The organism is bacterium, from assembly GCA_020444065.1.
Classification (GTDB): Bacteria; Sumerlaeota; Sumerlaeia; order SLMS01; family JAHLLQ01; genus JAHLLQ01.
On record JAHLLQ010000011.1, the window covers coordinates 1 to 17,522 of the forward strand.

Genomic DNA, 17,522 nt, shown 5'->3' on the forward strand with positions numbered 1-17,522 from the left:
CTCCGCACTCCACCGATGCAGTCACTTCAAGACGTGTGCCTCGTGGGACGGTTACATAGTTCCTTTCTACTTGAGAGGATTTGTGAAGGTTCAATCAATGCTCGCACTGCGACAGGTTCGAATGAGCGGGCTGGAGGAGATCGCTTTGCCAAGTACTAGGAGTGCGATGAGTCAGTTGTTACCTTGGGAGCAGATTGAGCCTAGAGTGCGCACCCACAAGAGCCTCTGGGTGGGATGAGCAATACCTCAGGCGCATTGAATACACTTGCGTGCGATGTCCGGTTGCGATGAGCCCCAAGTCCTCTGTCGATGGAGCGGTTTCTGACTTCAAGGGGACGGGTTGGGGTATCTCCTTACGGATGAGGCAAACTTTTCCCCGCAGAAAATGACGGTATATGTTTCGTATTTCTCCGACTGCTGACGGTATCTATTTCGTATGTTCCAGATCGGATTCTCTCGCTTTTTCCCATTCCTCATCCCTCTCATACCGATTGCTTGAATCCGCGAACCCTATACTCGCGTGAGCCAAGGGTATGTACAACCATTCCTCAGTGGAGACGACTTCCTCGGATTTTGCATCGCCGGGAAAAGCCGATAAGAATGCTTTTTTCTTCCGCCGGTATGGCACCAAAAAGATACCCCCCCCTCCTTCCCTGGGCAAAAAGAAAGCTCCCCACTCCGGGTTGGACTAAACACAACCTTCCCCAATCGAATCTCACCAGGCGGGTGCGGACCACGCCAAAAACTCCGGGTTGGACTAAACGTACCTTCTGGCAATGCTGATCGCTACGTACTGGCTGGCTGTGCAGATTCCGGGTTGGACTAAGTACCACGCTTTCGATTCGGTCCTTCGCAATGTGGTGGCTGGTCACTCGCTGAACTCCGGGTTGGACTAAACAGGCACATTCTGAAAACTCCGGGTTGGACTAAACGTGCCCTCCGGCATCGATTGCCATCGTGAGCTGAAATACTAACCGAACTCCGGGTTGTACTAAACATGCCCATTGGTATTTATCGTCGTCATGCGGTGGCTGGCTATGCAAACTCCGGGTTGGACTAGACAGGCACACTTCGAAAACTCCGGGTTGGAGTAATTCGGCGCATCGCCGAGGATTGCCATCATGTGCTGGCTGGCACTCCTCCAACTCCGGGTTGGACTAAGCAGAACGCTCTCGATTCGGTTCTTCGGAATGCGGTGGCTGGCAACTCCGGGATCTCCGGGTTGAGCTGAACAGGTCTATTGGCATTGGTTGCTGTAAAGTGCTGGCTGGCACTCCTCGAACTCCGGGTTGGACTAAACGTGCCTTCTGACATTGATTGCCGTCATGTGCTGGCTGGAACGCTTTGCCTCTCCGGGTTGCAGTAAAAAACCTTCCCACCGCCTCAAGTCATCTCACACGAAAGGAATCGTGACGATGACGAAGGCGGCAAACACAAACTTCGAGGATGAGTTCCTGCTGAAGCTCATTCGGACTATCGAGAAACAGTTGGAGAACGGTGTAAAGCGACTCCCTTGGCACTCTACTCACTATCTGGTCAGCCATATTCCGACGAACGCTCTCAAGCACTTCTCCTACAGCGGCGAATCATGCCCCAATGGCGTGCCGTACACGGGAAATTTCAACAGGCTTCTCCTATTTCTCGTTTCGCAGATTGCGAGCGAACGCAGAGGGCTACCACTGGATTGCAGATTTGCCTGCCGATCAGATTTGAAGCGCTACTTCAACGCGGGCGTGCGCATCAAAAGAAATCCGTATGTCGGAGAGAAGACTGATCTATCGCACTACATAATGGTGAAGGTATTCCGACCGATCACATCCATTCGTGAGGTCCCGAACGAGGATTTCAACCCCGCTCTTCCCGAATCCACCAATAATGCGAGGGCAAAGAAGGTTTATGTTCCTACCGGGCGATATGCGTTAGGTGGCTCAGTTCTTTCCATTCTCGACACCAACCTACTTGAGATTGGGATGCTGGGAAAAGACCCGGCAACTATCAAGCGAGAGAATCCACCTCTGACCAAGGTTCAGCGTGTTATCGATTCTCTTCCGTGTTTGTGGAGGGAAGCAAATGAGACTCCGCATTACTCGCTCAGGACCCACGAAATTACCATCCCTCCCAGATCCCAAGCGAAGAGCAGTCTCGTACACGCCCAGACCTGCCTCCATGAGATTGCCCATTTTCTGGGTCACTGCTTGGGCGAGTTCTCCGAAATCCGTGAAATCAAACAGCGATCATTCGAGGAGCTTGTCGCCGAGTTCACAGGCACCTATGTTCTCGGTCAACTAGGCTATCTCACGGATTGTGCGCCGGAGTATGCCAACTCTGTCAGCTACCTGAACAACTGGATGGCGGCGCTGCACGACCAGCCAAGTATGCTTCTCAAGGCGGCACAGCGAGCCGTGGTTAGGGGAAACATCATCTTGAGCGGGAAGATCGATCCCAAACTTGTTTACAATCTCAACGAGTTTCCGTTCTTGCGGGATTCTCTGCCAACCGCCGCCTAGGCAGAGGGGCAGAGGAGGTCTTCACACGGGCTTCCTCTGCCAGCCAGGTCGTGACATCCCTGACATCATGACGTTCGGAGGCATTGCGTGAATCCACGATGCCGGTCGCCTCCGTGTGCCCACGCATACGGACAACCAACAACTCATGGGCTCGTGCTCATGCGGGGGACTCGCTGCGTCGGGTCCCCCTTTCCATCTCAGATAAGGAAGACACCAAAATGACCATTAAGGCGGTGTGTTACGGGCGGGTATCAATTGAAGAGCAAGCCCGTGAAGGAGTTTCCCTCGCGGCGCAGCGGGCGAAAATCGAAGCCTACTGCATGCTGCATGATATCGAGTTGGTTTCCTATCACGAGGATGCTGGAATCTCGGGCAAGGCAATGGACAATCGTGACGGGCTCCAGACATGCCTGGCTGAACTCCGCGCAGGAAAGGCGAATGCCTGCGTTTGCTGGAAGCTTGATCGTTTGTCGAGGAGCACACGAGATGTCCTTGAGATGTCTGATCTCTTCCAGCGAGAAGGCTGGGCGCTTCACTCGATCAGCGAGAAGCTCGATACATCCAGTGCCGCCGGACGTTTCGTCCTGACGATTCTGGCCGCCTTGGCTCAGATGGAGCGCGAGCAGATCGGCGAGCGGACTTCGATGGCGCTGCAATTTAAGAAGTCCAGGGGCGAGAGACTCGGCACGACTCCTTTCGGATTCCGAACTGAATGCATAGACGGTGAGAACCAACTCGTTCCCATCGAGGAGGAGCAGGAGATCATCCGCCGGATGGCTCGACTCCGTTCATCCGGCGCCACGTTCCAAGCAATTGCCGATCTGCTGAACGACGAAGGAATTCCGACAAAGAGATCCGGCAGGTGGCACCCAGGCAGTGTGAGTTACGTGCTCAAAAATGTGCTCCCGAGGCTCGAAAATGCCGCCTGAAGGATGTCAATTTCATAAAAACGGTCCTTTTTGATAAAGACCAACGCAGAATTCACCGAAATTGACCCCTCTCGAATCACTCGGGAGGGGTTTTCCAAGTTATCTCAGAAAGGAGACAGTCCATGTCCAAGAAAGGACTTCAAGGGAGCCGCGGCTTCTTGGATCATGACCTCCGGGTCAACCTCTCGCCGAAATTCATCTTCTGGTTCTGGTTCATCCCGGCGCTTGCCGTCTGGCTTTGGATCTCGGGAATGATGTTCTTTGGCGACACTTCAATCCGGCCGCCCGAATACGACGCGGCGGGCAACCCCGTGGATTTTGAGGCGTGGCAGCGATACATCCTCCTGGGCGAGCAAAGTGACAGCGATTTCCCATTCTGGTCCAAGGTCCTCGGATCTGGGACCATGTTCGCCTATCTGGTGTGGTGGGGGATTCGGCTTCAGGTCGAGATGTGGGCCCTCCGCAGAGTCAGCCGCAAAATGAGGCGCTGGCTGAATGACTAGTTCAGAATAGCAAGGTTGACTCCAGCGCTACTTAATTGTCCCATGCCTCATCCAAAGGATTGCTGCGTATGCACTATGCCTCGTATAAACTTGAAGAGGTTGCTGGTCGACGACAAGGCGGCATTCGATTTCATCCGATGCTCCACAAAATCACCATGGCCTATCATTTGCAGCTGTGGTTCTCAAGATTTGAGATTGATCAAGAATCCTTCTCTTAGATTCCGATGCCGGTCATGCCGAAGATCTGTATCGTTATGGAAGGGCAGTCTCTTCTCGGGATTACGAATTCCTCCAACTCATTGGCTTGCCATTCTCAACGACCTTTCAGCCCCCCCGTTCGTTATCCGTTCCACGACAGCATGCAAAGGAACGGCAGCGAGGGCGCGCCTCATTGTTGGCACTGCATTGGGGCGGGAGGAAGAGAAGTTCTGCGGAGACGCCCGCAAGACTCTGGCACTCTACATGCGCATGCTATACTCCATGAAAACAGGCGCCGTCTGGGAGTTCATTCGGGACTATCGGGACTCCACCCGCATGGAATTCGTGCATGAGGGCAATGGCAGCGAGCGCAGACTTCCGAGGTTCATCCTCAGGGGTGCAGAGGTTATAAAGCCCCAGGCAGGAAGCCGGCGCATTGCCAACGTGGTGATAACGGCCGTTGAGGATCAGATCCATGCCGTGTGTGTTCGGCCCGATCACAGGTCACTCGAAGGTCTGGCCGCTCCTGACGACGGTTGGTTAAAAAGTTGCCCGGATCCAGTGCCGATCCAGATGCTCTGGGACTCCTTCGCGCGTCTGAAGGGAATTAGCCCGTGGGCTTTTCCCGTCTATTGCTTCCTGGTAAATGTCGATAGGGACGCCCGGAAATCCAGCACCTCACCACTGAGGCATCTCGTTAGAATATGTGCCACTAAATAGACCAATAAGAAAATTGTAAGTCCTTATTTTGCAATCTTATAGAAGTGTCCATCCCTGGGTTCAACACTAACCCAAGTTGATCCTTATATTCTGGATCAGCATATTGCTCCTGAGTTCGAGGACACCTCGGACCAAGATACCAACTTCAGGAGCTAATCCTATGAATAATTCAGAAAATGAGCCAGTCGAACAAGCAGCCAGTACGCCAGAATACACAGAAAATCCTCTGCCCAACGAAGAAACTGCTCGTAGCGCGCATCACGAATGCTACCGAAGCTTCGAGATCCTCAAAGCCGAACTCAGGGACACTGAGATCATTCTCGGTGAAACCTACACTAGCCCAGAACACGCCAAGACAATTTCTGAACTTCTGTGCGCTACAACTGAGCACCTGAGGAGGATCAAGGATATGAGTTTCTCGATCTTCTGCTCTCAGAATCGGGATGTGCGCACAATGTATCTGGAGGAACTCCTCTATTTTAGCGATCTAAAACTGGAAGCAGAATTGGAGAAGATCGACGGCCTGATGAAGGAAGAGGAAAAGGCGACAAACTCTGATGCTCAGGGGTATATGCCGAACCTCGAAGTACAGACTGAGTCAGAGCAATCGGCTGAAGACATTGGAGACCTGATTGATGGGGACGAGGAAGAATCGGAAATGCGAAGCCTGCCGTCTGATGAAGATTCCCTGATAATACTAGCCGAAGAGATACTGGGAGACCTGGGCGGCGATGAGTGCGATCCATTCAACCCAGAGCAGGATGAAGAGGTTGATAATGAGGAATAAGCGAACCTTCCTACCACTCATTGGGGCCGAATTGCTGGAAATTGGATTCAGCAGCGACTTTGCCTATAGGTGCGGCCCATTTGCGAACAACGGCCTGTTCGGGATACCCCCCCCAGCGAGATGCCTCCGGCAGGTTCTGTGGCCTCGGGATCTTCCTGGAAACCGGAGGGCGCCATTCAACGTATGTCGCCTAGGCCCGTACAAAACATGATGTGCGGTTCAATATCCGGCGGGAGATTCTGGAACGGGACGATGACGGCGTCTTCAGTCCAGAGAATCTACCCGAAGACAAGTATCTGCGCAAAGCACCGACCAAGGCCAGAAGGAAATCCACGAGGGACCTCGATGACGATGCAGAGGGAATCGTTGGGTTTCACGAACTCTGAAACGGATAAGAGGCAGCACCATGAAAACTCACACGCAAATCTGGCCAAGGGAGAGATCCCGAAATCCGTTATCGTATTGGAATAGTGGGGATAGGCGGCGTTGCAGCCCGCCGAACGGAGACCCTCGCCTCCTTCCCCTTCCTTCTTACCAGCGAGGGCAAAGAATCTTACATGCGAGGGAACAACAATGACTATCAGCGAGGAAACCAGGCTCTGCGAAGCCTGCAACAAACAGCAGACAGAAGACGACTTCGGTAGCGCAGAGTCCAATATCTGCAAGCGCTGTGCGAAGAAGGAACAACGGCAAAGGCTCCTGAAATCCGCTAACCTGCTTCAGACTACACGCACTGCTCCGGAGATCTACGGGATATACAACCGCTTGTATCATCTTGATTACTCAGAGGATGATCCGGATCGCCCGTGGGTCGCAAATTACCCGAGACTTATCTACTCAACCCGTCACGGCAAGAAGGAATGGGTCACCGTTCCCAGCAAATGGGAGAAGACGCCTGAGAAGGCTCTCAAAATGGCGAGGAAATACGCTGGTGACGTTCAGTTCAAGATGGGCGTGGGAACACGGGACCTCGAAAGAAAATGGATCTATGCAATCGAGGTGGACGCGGACAAGGGACGGGTGGATGAGAAGAATATGTGGGCCCTCATTAATGAGAGAGTCCTGCGGCACTTCGAGAGACTCGGAATCCGGCCGCACCTCATGCTCACCGGGCGCCGCTCAGTACATGCTCAATGGTTCTTCAAAGAGCCGTTAAACCGTGAGCAGATTCAGAGTTTCCGTCTGCTGGCAGGGAAGATATTCAAAGGGAAGGCGGATAAGGACACCGAGGTGAATTCATTGAGGGTGGCAGGCATTATGCACTCAGGAACGGGTGAGATCTCCAGATACCCAGGCAACAGAACCCTGGATGATGTCCTTGATTACATGGAGAGCATAGAACCCGTCCGAGTGACAGATGAGATCATCGAGAGGTTGAAGAGGGAAATTGGCATCAAGGGACCAGTGGTGAAGGAGATTGTGGGAGTGGCTTTAAAGAGAGAAGAGGAGGAGAGGAGAGAGGAGAGAGATAATAATATAGTAGCTCTCACGAATATACCCTCTCCAGAGCCGTCAATCACTGAAGTAAAAGGACATACGCTTGATTCTGGCTTACACCGTTTTGATTACCTCGACATTATTCCACCGCACAAGTCCTGTGAGGTTCTCTTCAAGACATCCCTCGTCTTTGATACTTACCGTGAGAACCATGGATGTATCGAAGCCACACGCAAGGCACTGATCCCTCCCCTTCGGGCCGGGGCAAGATCCGAAGAGGTCTTCCAAGAGCGGCTGGAGAGATTAGAGGACTGCCTCAGCCATCTTCCCGAATACCGCCCGTCTGCACGTCCAAAGCTTGAATACACCTCCAAGGACGATTCACGCATAAAAAACGCCCTGAGAAGGCTCAGGCGGCTTCTGAGGAGGGGTACAGACTTCAAGGGCATGAACAAAGTCGCCCGCTACGTTTACCGCCAGATTCTCGATTACGGCGGGGAAGCAGACCTTGGGGTGAATCAGATCGCCAAGGAGACCGGATACCCCACCTCAACCGTTGCCACGTGGATGAGGCAGCTATCGGGCATGGAGGGGAAGTCCGTCCGGCTGTTCCATTGTGAGGACGAGTTCTCACCGCCCATGGCTGACAACAGAACTCGTTGCTGGAGGATCAAAGGCGTCGAATGCCTGCGGAAGGATCAGGACCGCCGTTGGACAGAACTCCAGAGGTGGATAAGGACCGGAGAGGGCACAGATGCCATCTTGGAAGAAATCATCGCTCGGAATGGAAAGCCAACATTCGAAACCCCGAAATACCCAGCGGCGAAGGAGGGAGAACAATGCTACGATGGATCAGCCGCAGGATGACAGATCATGAGTTTGAGCAAGCCAAGCAGGAGATCGAGAGAGCATTTGAAGGACTTGACGAAGAAGAGCGCCACTGGGTTCGACATTTCTGCGGCTATACCCACCTGTATGGACGGATTCCCGAGAACGATTTGCGACGGCCGCGTCAGCAAGTGGAGTTATCTTGTTGCCAGAGGAACCGAAAGAGGCTATGTTGACAGGTGCAATCATATGTACATTGATATTTTCAATCTCCCAAAGGCATCGTGGTTTCACGCAGTGTCGCCACGATAACAAAACCCAAATTCTAACGAAAGGAGGTGATAATGGTGAGTAACAAGGAGGAAACGCAAGTTCCAGCAATGGAACTGATCGTTACCGATGTTCACGTCGACGATCGGCGACAATTCGTGAAGATCTGGGCTGATCCGAGAGGCGGATACAACGTAACGATCAATCCGGCACTACCTCTCTACATAGGCGATGATTTCTGTGAGATCCCTATCGCTAGGGGAATCAGAGAAGAGTTGGCTACACAACTCTTCGCCCGAATCGACGCCGTGATCGAGGAAGTCATGAATAGTTGCACTGAGAACCAACCGTAACACCGGAGTCCCAGTGAACAAGAGATGTGTTCTCTCGACGCCAAGGGTTAGGCAGAGCCGTGCGTGAATGGACGCCCCTGATCTTGTAACCGACAACCATTCTCCAGGCCGCCCGCATAGACGAAAGGGTCTGCGCAGCGGGCGGCAGGAATGACCGGAAAGCCGCAGATCCATGTCACACCAGTTCAACCCCCACACCATCTACGCCACTTCCGAATTGGAGACCATCCTTAAGGGCTCGGTGAAAATCGAGACTCTTCGGGAGTACGGCCTCGTTGGACTACCCGGTGCAGGCTACTGGGGAGGAAATGTGATTGAGGCGCTGGACCGTTTGTGCGAGGCCCGGCAACGTCAACGTGGACTGCGAGCATCGGAAAGGATACGCAACGATGCCTCGCAAGCAAGAAGCAAGGAGAACGCTCGTCGTCGCCGACTGGCACGTCGAGGAAAGGAGAGCCAAGAGGTTCAAAGTCATGGAAATCGACGGAAGCAGACAGTTCACCGTCCATCAGGCAAGCCCGAAGAAGTACCGTGTCAGCGGGAAAAACTCAAAGGGCTCCTTGGTGCGTGAAAGGTTTGCATCCGACAACATTGAGACCGCCGTCCTGCATGCCGCCTCTGTGCTGTACGGCGATCCGATGCCAAACCTCCTCGATCCTCGGGAGATGGATCTAGCAGATGCTTTCGCTAGAGCCATTGCCGCAGGTCATGGGCAACCCGAGAACAAGAGGAACCAACTCCGCTACGCCCTCTACTTCGTCAAGTGGGCAGTGGGGGAGGGACTTGAAAGGTGGTGTCAGATTAGAAGGACCGATATCGATGGCTACGTGAATGAACTCGCCCGCCGCGGCCTAAAACGAAAGACCATCCGGAATTATCTGGAGCCGGTTCGCACAACTGGAGCACGGATGCACGAGGACTTCCCAGAGTTGCACAATCCGCTCGCCTCCTTCCGTCTGCGGAAAGGTCTGGGTGACTCGTATCGCTATGATGACCACTTCGGGAACGAAGCCCTGTCCTTCGAAGAGGTACTGGCATTGTCGGAGTGGTTGAAGGCGCACCGGCACGGCCGCGTTCTCCGCCTTGGAGTCCTCTTATCCGGCCTGATGGGGTTACGTCAGCGGGAAGCGATCTTCCTCACGTGGAAGAATGTGGATCTCGAAGACGGAACTCTCACGATCCAGGAAGAGGACGGGCACAAACCGAAGAATACTTATTCGATTCGTCGGCTCCCAGTTCCCAAGATCATTCTGAGTGAGCTTCGGGGGATTCCGAGTGCCCAGCGAACAGGCAGGGTAATCCGGCCGGAGGAACTGAAGAAGTTCCATCGCTGCAAGGACGAGAACTTCGCCTACGATCTCTCGCACTACTACTCCCTGAGTCTTAATGCGGCGCTCAAGGAATGGAGGAAGGGAATCCGTTTATCGGCGAAGGATTTGAGGAGGACCATCCAGACCCACGCACTGGATAATCCGGGAAACTGGAACCAGATGCTCGTGGATCGTTACTGTGGGCATGCCCCGACAACCATGATGGAGAGGCACTACTTCGCGGACCAGCGGAAGCGCCTCGTTGGGCTGTTTCGACGGCATGTGACACCCATGATCGATGCCGAAGTCGAGGCGGCTCTGGCAGCGAAATCCGAGGTACAAAAATGCATAAAAATGCACAATCCCGAGGGAGCACCCCCGGGACAGCCATCAAAGATTATTGAAATTGCTGATCTTGCGTGAAAAAGAATGGTGCCCAGGAGAGGACTTGAACCTCCACGGCCTTAACGGCCACTGGATCCTTAGTCCAGCGCGTCTGCCAATTCCGCCACCTGGGCACTTCCCGTCGCGGGATGTCCGCAACGGGGTTGAATGGGTAGGGCGAACCGGGAGCGCGCGCAAGCGGAAAATGCGGTTTGACGGATGTTTTTGTTCTGGTACCGGAAGAAGCACCACGAAACCAACTTCGGATGGCGCAAAACGCGCTTGAACTCGTTTCCCGCAACTGGCTAGCCTCTCCGCGATTTCACGAATTCCGCTCTTTGAGCCGGTGGGGGAGTGCCCTGCCGGTCATTTTGCTCCGAAGGGAGATCGATATCTCATGGCGGACCAGCAATTCCATTCCCACGACCAACCCTATCCGATTGATCAGTCCTCGGTCCGTGGCAAGTTCGCGTCTAACATCGGCTTCCTCTTGGCAGCCGTGGGCTCTGCGATTGGCTTGGGGAATATCTGGAAATTCCCCTACATCATGGGCGAAAACGGCGGAGCGGCATTTATGCTGGTCTACCTGGCTTGTATTATCCTGGTCGGAACTCCTGTTCTGATCGCCGAGTTTGCTGTGGGTCGTCAGGGCAAGACGAGTGCCGTGAGTTGCTACAAGGTGATCGCCCCCGGGACGCCATGGTGGCTGAACGGACTGCTGGGTGTTCTGGCAGGCTTTGTGATCTTGAGCTTCTATAGTGCGGTCGCCGGCTGGGTCCTGAAGTACTTCATGATCGGAGTCTTCGAGGGATACGGCGCCTACAACGCTGAGACAAGTGGCGGACTGTTCGTCGGGCTGATTACGGGCTTCGATCAACCGCTGATCTATCAGTTCATCATTATGGCACTGACGGCGCTGATTATCTATTTCGGCATCGAGAAGGGGGTTGAGCGAGCAGCTAAGATCCTCATGCCACTGCTGTTTGCCATTCTCGCCCTCCTGCTGATCCGCTCTCTGACGCTGAAGGGAGGAATGGCAGGCGTCGAGTTCATGTTCAAGCCTGACTTCACCAAGTTGTCTGGCAAGGGTGTGCTGGAGGCATTGGGCCATGCGTTCTTCACGCTTTCGGTCGGCATGGGCGCGATGATGACATATGCTTCTTACCTGGATGGGAAATCGAATCTCGCCACTGTCGGTGCGACCGTGGCGACGCTGGATACAGTGATTGCCATCATGGCTGGACTCGTGATCTTCCCGGCTGTCTTCGCATTCAACATGGACCCCGGCCAGGGACCCGCGCTCATTTTCATCACATTGCCTCAGGTTTTTGCAGAGATGCCGCTCGGGCGACTCGTCGGGTCTTCCTTCTTCTTCCTGATCTTTGTCGCCGCGCTGACCTCGACAATCTCCATCCTGGAGCCTGTAGTGACCTGGTTGGTGGATGACGTGAAGGTGAACCGACACGTCTCCACTGCCATTGCCTCCTTCTTGATCTTTCTGGTCGGCATCCCCGCATGCCTCAGTGTTGCTGAAGGCGGAGCTCTTGACAGGGTGCTCTTCACTCTCGCGGAGGGGACTTATGCCGAGAAGCAGTATCGCTTCTTTGATATCCTGGATGACGCGAGCAGCAAGTTCATGCTGCCTATTGGCGGATTCATCCTCTGCCTGTTTCTGCTCATATCCTGGAAACGCCAGAGCGCGTTGCAGCAGGTGGCGGGTGAGAAGGGCAACCCTCGCAGTATCATCCTGAACGTGTGGTACTGGCTTGCCGTCACGGTCGCCCCCCTTGGTATTCTGACCGTAATCATCTTTGGGATTCTCGATCTTATCGGGAAGAGTCCATTCCACTGAGAGGCTCACGGGATTGCGTCCTCAACCACTTCCTGCCACGCCCCGCAAGGCGATTGCACATCTTCGTTCGGCCGACCCGGTGATGAAGAAGGTCATCGACCGGGTCGGCCGATTTCACCTTCCGCGGAAGCCCGCGGATCTCCATGCGCTTTGCACTGCCGTGATTGGTCAGTCGATTTCGATGAAGGCCGCTGAGAGCATCACGCGGCGATTCAACGAAACCGTCGGACCTCGAGAGAAACTCACGCCTGCGCGACTCCTTCGACACTCGGAGGAGGATCTGCGCGCAATTGGTCTCAGCGGAACCAAGGCGTCGGCAATGCGTGGCTTGGCAGAGGTCTGGAAGTCTGAACGCTTGACCTCCGAACGCATGGCTCAGTTGTCAGATGCGGCACTCACAGATCTTCTCACACAAGTTCGTGGTATCGGTCCGTGGACGGCGAAGATGTTTCTGATCTTCTCGCTCGCACGGCCTGACGTAATGCCCCAGGAGGACTACGGTGTCCGGGCCGGATTGCGACTTGCCCACGGATTGCCAGAACTCCCAACTCAGAAAGAAACCAAGCAACTCACTGAATGTTGGGAGCCCTGGCGCACCGTGGGCACGGTCTACATCTGGCAGTTTCTCCTCAAGGCCGAAGGAGCCGACCTTGGCGAAGATAACGGTTGGTGGGGGAACTGACTAAGGTCAGATGCTTCCCCGGTAAGCCAAGACAACAGCATTCAGTTCCGCCAGATCCAAAACTCCGTCAGTGTTTGTATCGGCCGAGCTCGGTATCTCTCCGAGTCCACGGAAGCCCAGGATACAGGCATTCAGCTCTCCCAGAACAACCGTTCCGCTTCCATCCTCATCGCCCGGAAGCTCAATCGGCGTCGGGCTCGGCGAAGCCGTTGGTGTTGCGGACGGAGTCGCAGTGGGTGTGTCGGTCGGTGTCGGCGAAGGTGTTGCTGTTGGTGTAGGATCGCCATCGTTCCATTCGGCTTCGGTCATCAGGAATGGTGCCGCGCCGTCATCCGTACGATTGTGCTTCCACAACGACCAGATCGTATCGCCCCACGCCCTCAACTGATCGAAGAACGGATCCGTCTGAATGATGTAGTCTTCCGGATCCAGCGTTTGAACCGTACCGTTGATTTCGTCGCGCAGAAACTCGACATACTCGCGGCTCGTCGTCTGGTAGTACAACCGGACATGCACTTCATCCGCCCCGGTCGGCAATTCGATTCCGACTTCGTCGTAGCCTCCCAAGTACTCATCAGCCGTGTACATGTCTGCGGCATCGGCATTGTGATCGCGTGGCTGACACAAACGATCGCTGGATTCTGCAATCCGGAAACCCTTCGGAGGAATGCGGTTGTCCTTGTACCGATCGGTGGCCAGAGCGAAGTGGAAAGTCTTGTCTTCGCCCGTCAAGCTGCTCGTCGGCTTCATCTCATAGACGAGTTCATCGACATGCTCTTCCGTCAGAGGATCGAGGGCGACGGGATCGGGGACATCGACATCAGGCTGATAGGCGTAATCCAATCCCTTCAGCGTGCAAGCCGCTGTATCGTACGGATTTACCGTGTATATCAGTGAATCGCTATTGTAGGCCTCTATCGAGACAAACATGCGGCGGCCCTCAGGGAATCCACTGATCAACTTGTGGCCTGTGTAGTTCTTGATCCGGAACGTCAGGTACCCTGTCGCCGGATTGTAGCCAATGTCCGTAATCGCGGCGGCATTCTGGAGATTCGCACGCGCCCGGTCCGCCCCAAGCAGAAGCGCATCGGGATCCACGCCGATGCCGGCCGACAAGTCCATCGTTAGAATCGATGGGTCCTGATTCAGCAGTCCATCATTGGTCGCATCGTAGTTCGGCGATCCGCTGATCGCGCTGGCGATGATTTCCGAAACCCAGATATTGCCGCCATTCTGCGTATGCACGGGTTGGCCGCTGTTGGGGTGCTCCACACTGTCGGTTGGACGCAGGACGGCGTCGGCTTTATCTGCCCCCTTCCCAATCTGGTCCGTCATGTGGCAATCCTGGCAGGTCGCGATCTTATTGTCGGGATGAGACGTTGTGAACAAGAGGGGATCGTAGGGGCCCTCCCCTGAAGCACCGCCCTGCAGTCCAAAGTCGGACAGCATGAATTCGGAGAATGTACGCTCCACATGAAAGTACGAGTGCGCTGCGTTGAGTTCGGTCGGCAATGGATTCGCCGGATCCGCGCCCAGATTCGCCAACGCAGGGTTGGAAACATCGTGGCATGTCGCGCAGAAAAACTTGCTCTTGTGAAAGCGGCTGTAATGAAACTGGTGACGAGCCGTGGCATCTGCGAATGACGCACGCTTCCCATTGTCCGCGCTGACGAAGTACTGCCCCGCTCCCGCTGCTGTGTAGTTCCCATTCACGGGGCGATTGTCTCCACCGAAGAACGCATCGCCATTCATGTGCTTGATCGTTGCGGCATCCGCTGCATCAATCGTCAGAAGACTATCGGCGGCGGTCTGCGATGGCGTGTCGGAGGCATTCGTCTCGTCCCAGTAGTTGAGCCAATCGTTGCCTTCGCGATCGCCGTCGTACGTCGCGTCGAAGAAAGGATCGTAGGAGCGATGGCAGAAGTCGCACTGCACGCCATTGAAGTCGCCGGTCGTCATAGCGCTGGCATTAGTGGGATCTGACCGCCCTTCGAGCCAACCTTTCGGGAAGTGGCACCGCAGGCAAATGTCTGTGGCATTCGGAGTTCCTACGGCGGCAATGCTGTCCTGTGCCGCCACCGTCAGGCACGCCCAGAAGAGTGGGTCGCGAGCAGCCTGAGCCATCATCGATCCCTGCCAGTTCGTTCCCGGATCGATGTACGGCGCGGTCGTGTCGTATCCCTGGTGGCAATTGAGGCATCGGCCGGGATCTTCCAGCGTTACGGAATTCTCTGTGGGTGGTTGGGTGCCGGGCATGCGAACCAGCGGATCGTCTTTCACGACCACCGGTGTCCAGGCTAGAAGGCTGCCTGTCAAACCAAGCAGCAGAACAAATGTCAGTATGGGGCGAACCATAGATCCTCTCCTCCATTCGGCCGAATATGCGCCGAAAGAATCTCTTACGCGGTTCTTCCCCAACCAACATAAAGACGATAATCAAACCACCCTTTGTCTGCAATGCCAATATCCCCATTTACAGTCCGTTTTGGAGCGCTTTTCGTGATTGAACCTGACCGGATAAACAGTCGATTGTGCCTGTGATTCGAAAAGGAGCAGCAATGAACTCATCGCCCATCATCCCTTTCTTCATCCTTTGCGCCTCAGTTCTCGCGGCACCGGCTGCTTCATTCGCGAAGGAAGATGCCACCGATCCCATCGAGCAGGCGCTGGAAGCACTCGATCTGGATCGGCACGATGTCACGCCGGATCCTTATCGGGTTCTGCTTCGTTCGCGCGATTCCCAGAATCTGACCTACTACCAGAGCCTCCTCATGCGTCCCTTCGAGGCTTCCTACTCGATCGGCATGGGTGAGGAGTATCTTCTGCGGTGGACGCAATCGCCGCATCGTCTATTGATGAACGCGGTGGGGAAGTGGGACGCCAACATCAGCCGCGGCTACATCGGCAACCCCTTCGCCACGGTGGATCGCGGACTGGCGGCCAGTCCGCGCCCCATCGAGACGGCGATGCGGATGATTGAAGGAGAAGATGCGCCGGATGGTCTCCTCGATTCAGCACAGGGATTGGACGATGTACCGAAGGAGTGGCGAATTGAAATCGCCCGCCTCATGACCGCTGCCGTGTGGGCAAAGCACTGGAATGAACGGGCATATCGGGATCTTGGTGATTTCGATCGATCTGCCGTACTGCACGATCTGCTCGATTCCCAACCGGTCGATTGGCAAAACGACTTCCGCTTCCTGGTCGATGATCTGGATCGCGCGGCCGTTGCAGGCGGCGGCCTCGATGTCACGATGCTTGTGGAAGATTTCGTGGACTTCGGGAGATCGCTCGAATCCGATCCCGAACCATTCCTTCTTGAAATTGAGACATCGTTGGGCAAGGTTCGCATCTCCACCATGCAATCCGATGACGTGATCGAGGGCGGGCCGTATCTGCTTTCAGTTGATTGGTTTGGAGACGATCGCTATGGAGGTGCCTTCACCGAAGGAGGCCCGGAGAATCCCGCCTCCATCCTCATCGACTGGTCGGGCGACGATCTCTATGAGGGCTCCCAGGATGGCCTCGCCCCCGGATCTGGCTTCTTTGGCACCGGCTATGTCCACGATGAATCGGGGGACGACACATACAGCGGCACCACCCTGGCCTCTGCAGGGGCCTACTTTGGCGTGTCGGTCCTTGTCGACAATGCCGGCGAGGACACTCACACTGGGCAGAATTACTGTCAGGCGGCCTCGGCGGTCGGCGTGGCGCTCTTGCTGGATCGGAGCGGCAACGACCAGTACACGGCTCTGACAGCCTCCCAGGCCAGCGGTGGCCCCCTCGGCGTTGCGATGCTTCTTGATCTCTCTGGAAACGATACTTACACCATGGCTTCGGAACCATTGCTTTACCCTTCTCCACAAAGGCCATCTGTGAATAGTTCCCAGGGACAGGGCTGTGGATTCGGACTGCGGGCGGACCTTTCGGATGGGAAATCCGTTTCCGGCGGGATCGGCATTCTGCTCGATCGCGAAGGCGACGATCGATACACCGCCGGAGTATTCGCTCAGGGGGTCGGCTTCCTCGGTGGCGCCGGCATCTTGCTCGATGATGCAGGGAATGATGTCTATGAAGGCATTTGGTACGTCCAGGCGGCCACGGCCCACCAAGCCTTCGGCTTCCTGATGGATCGCGCAGGCGATGATATCTACTACTGCGAAGAAATCATCGGCCAGGGGGGGGCTCACGACTTCAGCACCTCCGTGTTCCTCGATCTCACCGGAAATGACTCCTATTCTGTCAATCGCCTCGGGATCGGCGCATCCAACGAGAATTCACTCGGGATCTTCATCGAAGGCGGGGGAGACGACTCATACGAGGCTCGAAAGCAGAATGACGCAGCATTCGGCTCTGCCCGAGTCGATATGTGGGGTGGACCGCGCGAAAGCGCCTTGGGGTTGGGCCTGTTCTTTGATCTCGGGGGCCTGGACGTATATAAAATGCCTCGCTCACGGAAAATCGGGAACAATTCGACATGGCGTAATGTCGAAACACACAAAGAGCTCGAATTGAAGGCAGAGTTGGGCTACGGAATCGACTGCGTGACAAATGAACTCCCGGTCAAAACCGGCGCCATGACCGAGCCCGGCACGCTGGAGACGAAGTATTACGAGGAAGCGATTTCGGCTCGTCGGGAATACCGCAGGAAAGCCAGCCAGTGACACGGGTGCACAACGAACTTCACAGGCCCGCCGCATCTGCTTTTTCCTTGCCGACAACCCCGCTCGTGGACTGAAATCAGACCGAATTTCAAGGGAGC

At 55.1% G+C, this 17,522-nt stretch carries 12 protein-coding genes and 1 tRNA gene; 11 read left to right on the top strand and 2 right to left on the bottom strand.

The genetic code is table 11. The annotated features are described in order from the left end of the window. The first annotated feature begins 1,415 nt into the window (after window positions 1-1,415). The 8 genes from KQI84_18685 (at window position 1,416) to KQI84_18720 (ending at window position 10,265) form a co-directional block, all read left to right on the top strand. Window positions 1,416-2,507 carry a hypothetical protein gene (locus KQI84_18685; protein MCB2156909.1) on the top strand — a complete coding sequence of 364 codons (1,092 nt, stop codon included), beginning with the start codon at window positions 1,416-1,418 and terminating at the stop codon, window positions 2,505-2,507. Between the two features lie 224 nt (window positions 2,508-2,731). Further along, window positions 2,732-3,436 (top strand): recombinase family protein, encoded by a 705-nt coding sequence (locus KQI84_18690; protein MCB2156910.1) that lies wholly within the window; start codon window positions 2,732-2,734, stop codon window positions 3,434-3,436. 122 nt (window positions 3,437-3,558) lie between these two features. Next, window positions 3,559-3,939, top strand: a complete 381-nt coding sequence (locus tag KQI84_18695; protein MCB2156911.1) for a hypothetical protein — start codon at window positions 3,559-3,561, stop codon at window positions 3,937-3,939. A 1,078-nt stretch (window positions 3,940-5,017) separates the two neighbouring features. Continuing rightward, window positions 5,018-5,644 (top strand): hypothetical protein, encoded by a 627-nt coding sequence (locus KQI84_18700; protein MCB2156912.1) that lies wholly within the window; start codon window positions 5,018-5,020, stop codon window positions 5,642-5,644. A gap of 212 nt (window positions 5,645-5,856) precedes the next feature. After that, window positions 5,857-6,030 carry a hypothetical protein gene (locus KQI84_18705; GenBank protein MCB2156913.1) on the top strand — a complete coding sequence of 58 codons (174 nt, stop codon included), beginning with the start codon at window positions 5,857-5,859 and terminating at the stop codon, window positions 6,028-6,030. Window positions 6,031-6,217: 187 nt separating this feature from the next. Beyond that, the gene (locus KQI84_18710) at window positions 6,218-7,948 is read left to right on the top strand and encodes a hypothetical protein (GenBank protein ID MCB2156914.1); all 1,731 of its coding nucleotides are present in this window, start codon (window positions 6,218-6,220) and stop codon (window positions 7,946-7,948) included. A gap of 305 nt (window positions 7,949-8,253) precedes the next feature. Continuing rightward, window positions 8,254-8,532, top strand: coding sequence for a hypothetical protein (locus KQI84_18715; protein ID MCB2156915.1), 279 nt, complete (start codon window positions 8,254-8,256; stop codon window positions 8,530-8,532). A gap of 389 nt (window positions 8,533-8,921) precedes the next feature. After that, window positions 8,922-10,265, top strand: a complete 1,344-nt coding sequence (locus KQI84_18720) for a site-specific integrase (protein ID MCB2156916.1) — start codon at window positions 8,922-8,924, stop codon at window positions 10,263-10,265. 7 nt (window positions 10,266-10,272) lie between these two features. Here the strand turns inward: KQI84_18720 and KQI84_18725 are convergent. After that, window positions 10,273-10,360: transfer RNA gene (locus tag KQI84_18725), tRNA-Leu, on the bottom strand. 263 nt (window positions 10,361-10,623) lie between these two features. Between KQI84_18725 and KQI84_18730 the strand changes: the two genes are divergently transcribed. Then, complete coding sequence (locus KQI84_18730; protein ID MCB2156917.1) at window positions 10,624-12,078, top strand: sodium-dependent transporter; 1,455 nt, start codon at window positions 10,624-10,626, stop codon at window positions 12,076-12,078. A 13-nt stretch (window positions 12,079-12,091) separates the two neighbouring features. Next, window positions 12,092-12,760, top strand: coding sequence for a DNA-3-methyladenine glycosylase 2 family protein (locus tag KQI84_18735; protein MCB2156918.1), 669 nt, complete (start codon window positions 12,092-12,094; stop codon window positions 12,758-12,760). A gap of 6 nt (window positions 12,761-12,766) precedes the next feature. Here the strand turns inward: KQI84_18735 and KQI84_18740 are convergent, their stop codons facing one another. Further along, window positions 12,767-15,115 carry a cytochrome c family protein gene (locus KQI84_18740; GenBank protein ID MCB2156919.1) on the bottom strand — a complete coding sequence of 783 codons (2,349 nt, stop codon included), beginning with the start codon at window positions 15,113-15,115 and terminating at the stop codon, window positions 12,767-12,769. 203 nt (window positions 15,116-15,318) lie between these two features. On the opposite strand from KQI84_18740, the gene KQI84_18745 reads away from it, so the two are divergent. Continuing rightward, window positions 15,319-17,424 (top strand): hypothetical protein, encoded by a 2,106-nt coding sequence (locus KQI84_18745; protein MCB2156920.1) that lies wholly within the window; start codon window positions 15,319-15,321, stop codon window positions 17,422-17,424. The last annotated feature ends 98 nt before the right edge of the window (window positions 17,425-17,522 follow it).

Bases quoted from the DNA above. Each gene is read 5' to 3' on its own strand.
- KQI84_18685 (MCB2156909.1), top strand. From the start codon at position 1,416: ATGACGAAGGCGGCAAACACAAACTTCGAGGATGAGTTCCTGCTGAAG.
- KQI84_18695 (MCB2156911.1), top strand. From the start codon at position 3,559: ATGTCCAAGAAAGGACTTCAAGGGAGCCGCGGCTTCTTGGATCATGAC.
- KQI84_18700 (MCB2156912.1), top strand. From the start codon at position 5,018: ATGAATAATTCAGAAAATGAGCCAGTCGAACAAGCAGCCAGTACGCCA.
- KQI84_18710 (MCB2156914.1), top strand. From the start codon at position 6,218: ATGACTATCAGCGAGGAAACCAGGCTCTGCGAAGCCTGCAACAAACAG.
- KQI84_18715 (MCB2156915.1), top strand. From the start codon at position 8,254: ATGGTGAGTAACAAGGAGGAAACGCAAGTTCCAGCAATGGAACTGATC.
- KQI84_18720 (MCB2156916.1), top strand. From the start codon at position 8,922: ATGCCTCGCAAGCAAGAAGCAAGGAGAACGCTCGTCGTCGCCGACTGG.
- KQI84_18730 (MCB2156917.1), top strand. From the start codon at position 10,624: ATGGCGGACCAGCAATTCCATTCCCACGACCAACCCTATCCGATTGAT.
- KQI84_18740 (MCB2156919.1), bottom strand. From the start codon at position 15,115: ATGGTTCGCCCCATACTGACATTTGTTCTGCTGCTTGGTTTGACAGGC.
- KQI84_18745 (MCB2156920.1), top strand. From the start codon at position 15,319: ATGAACTCATCGCCCATCATCCCTTTCTTCATCCTTTGCGCCTCAGTT.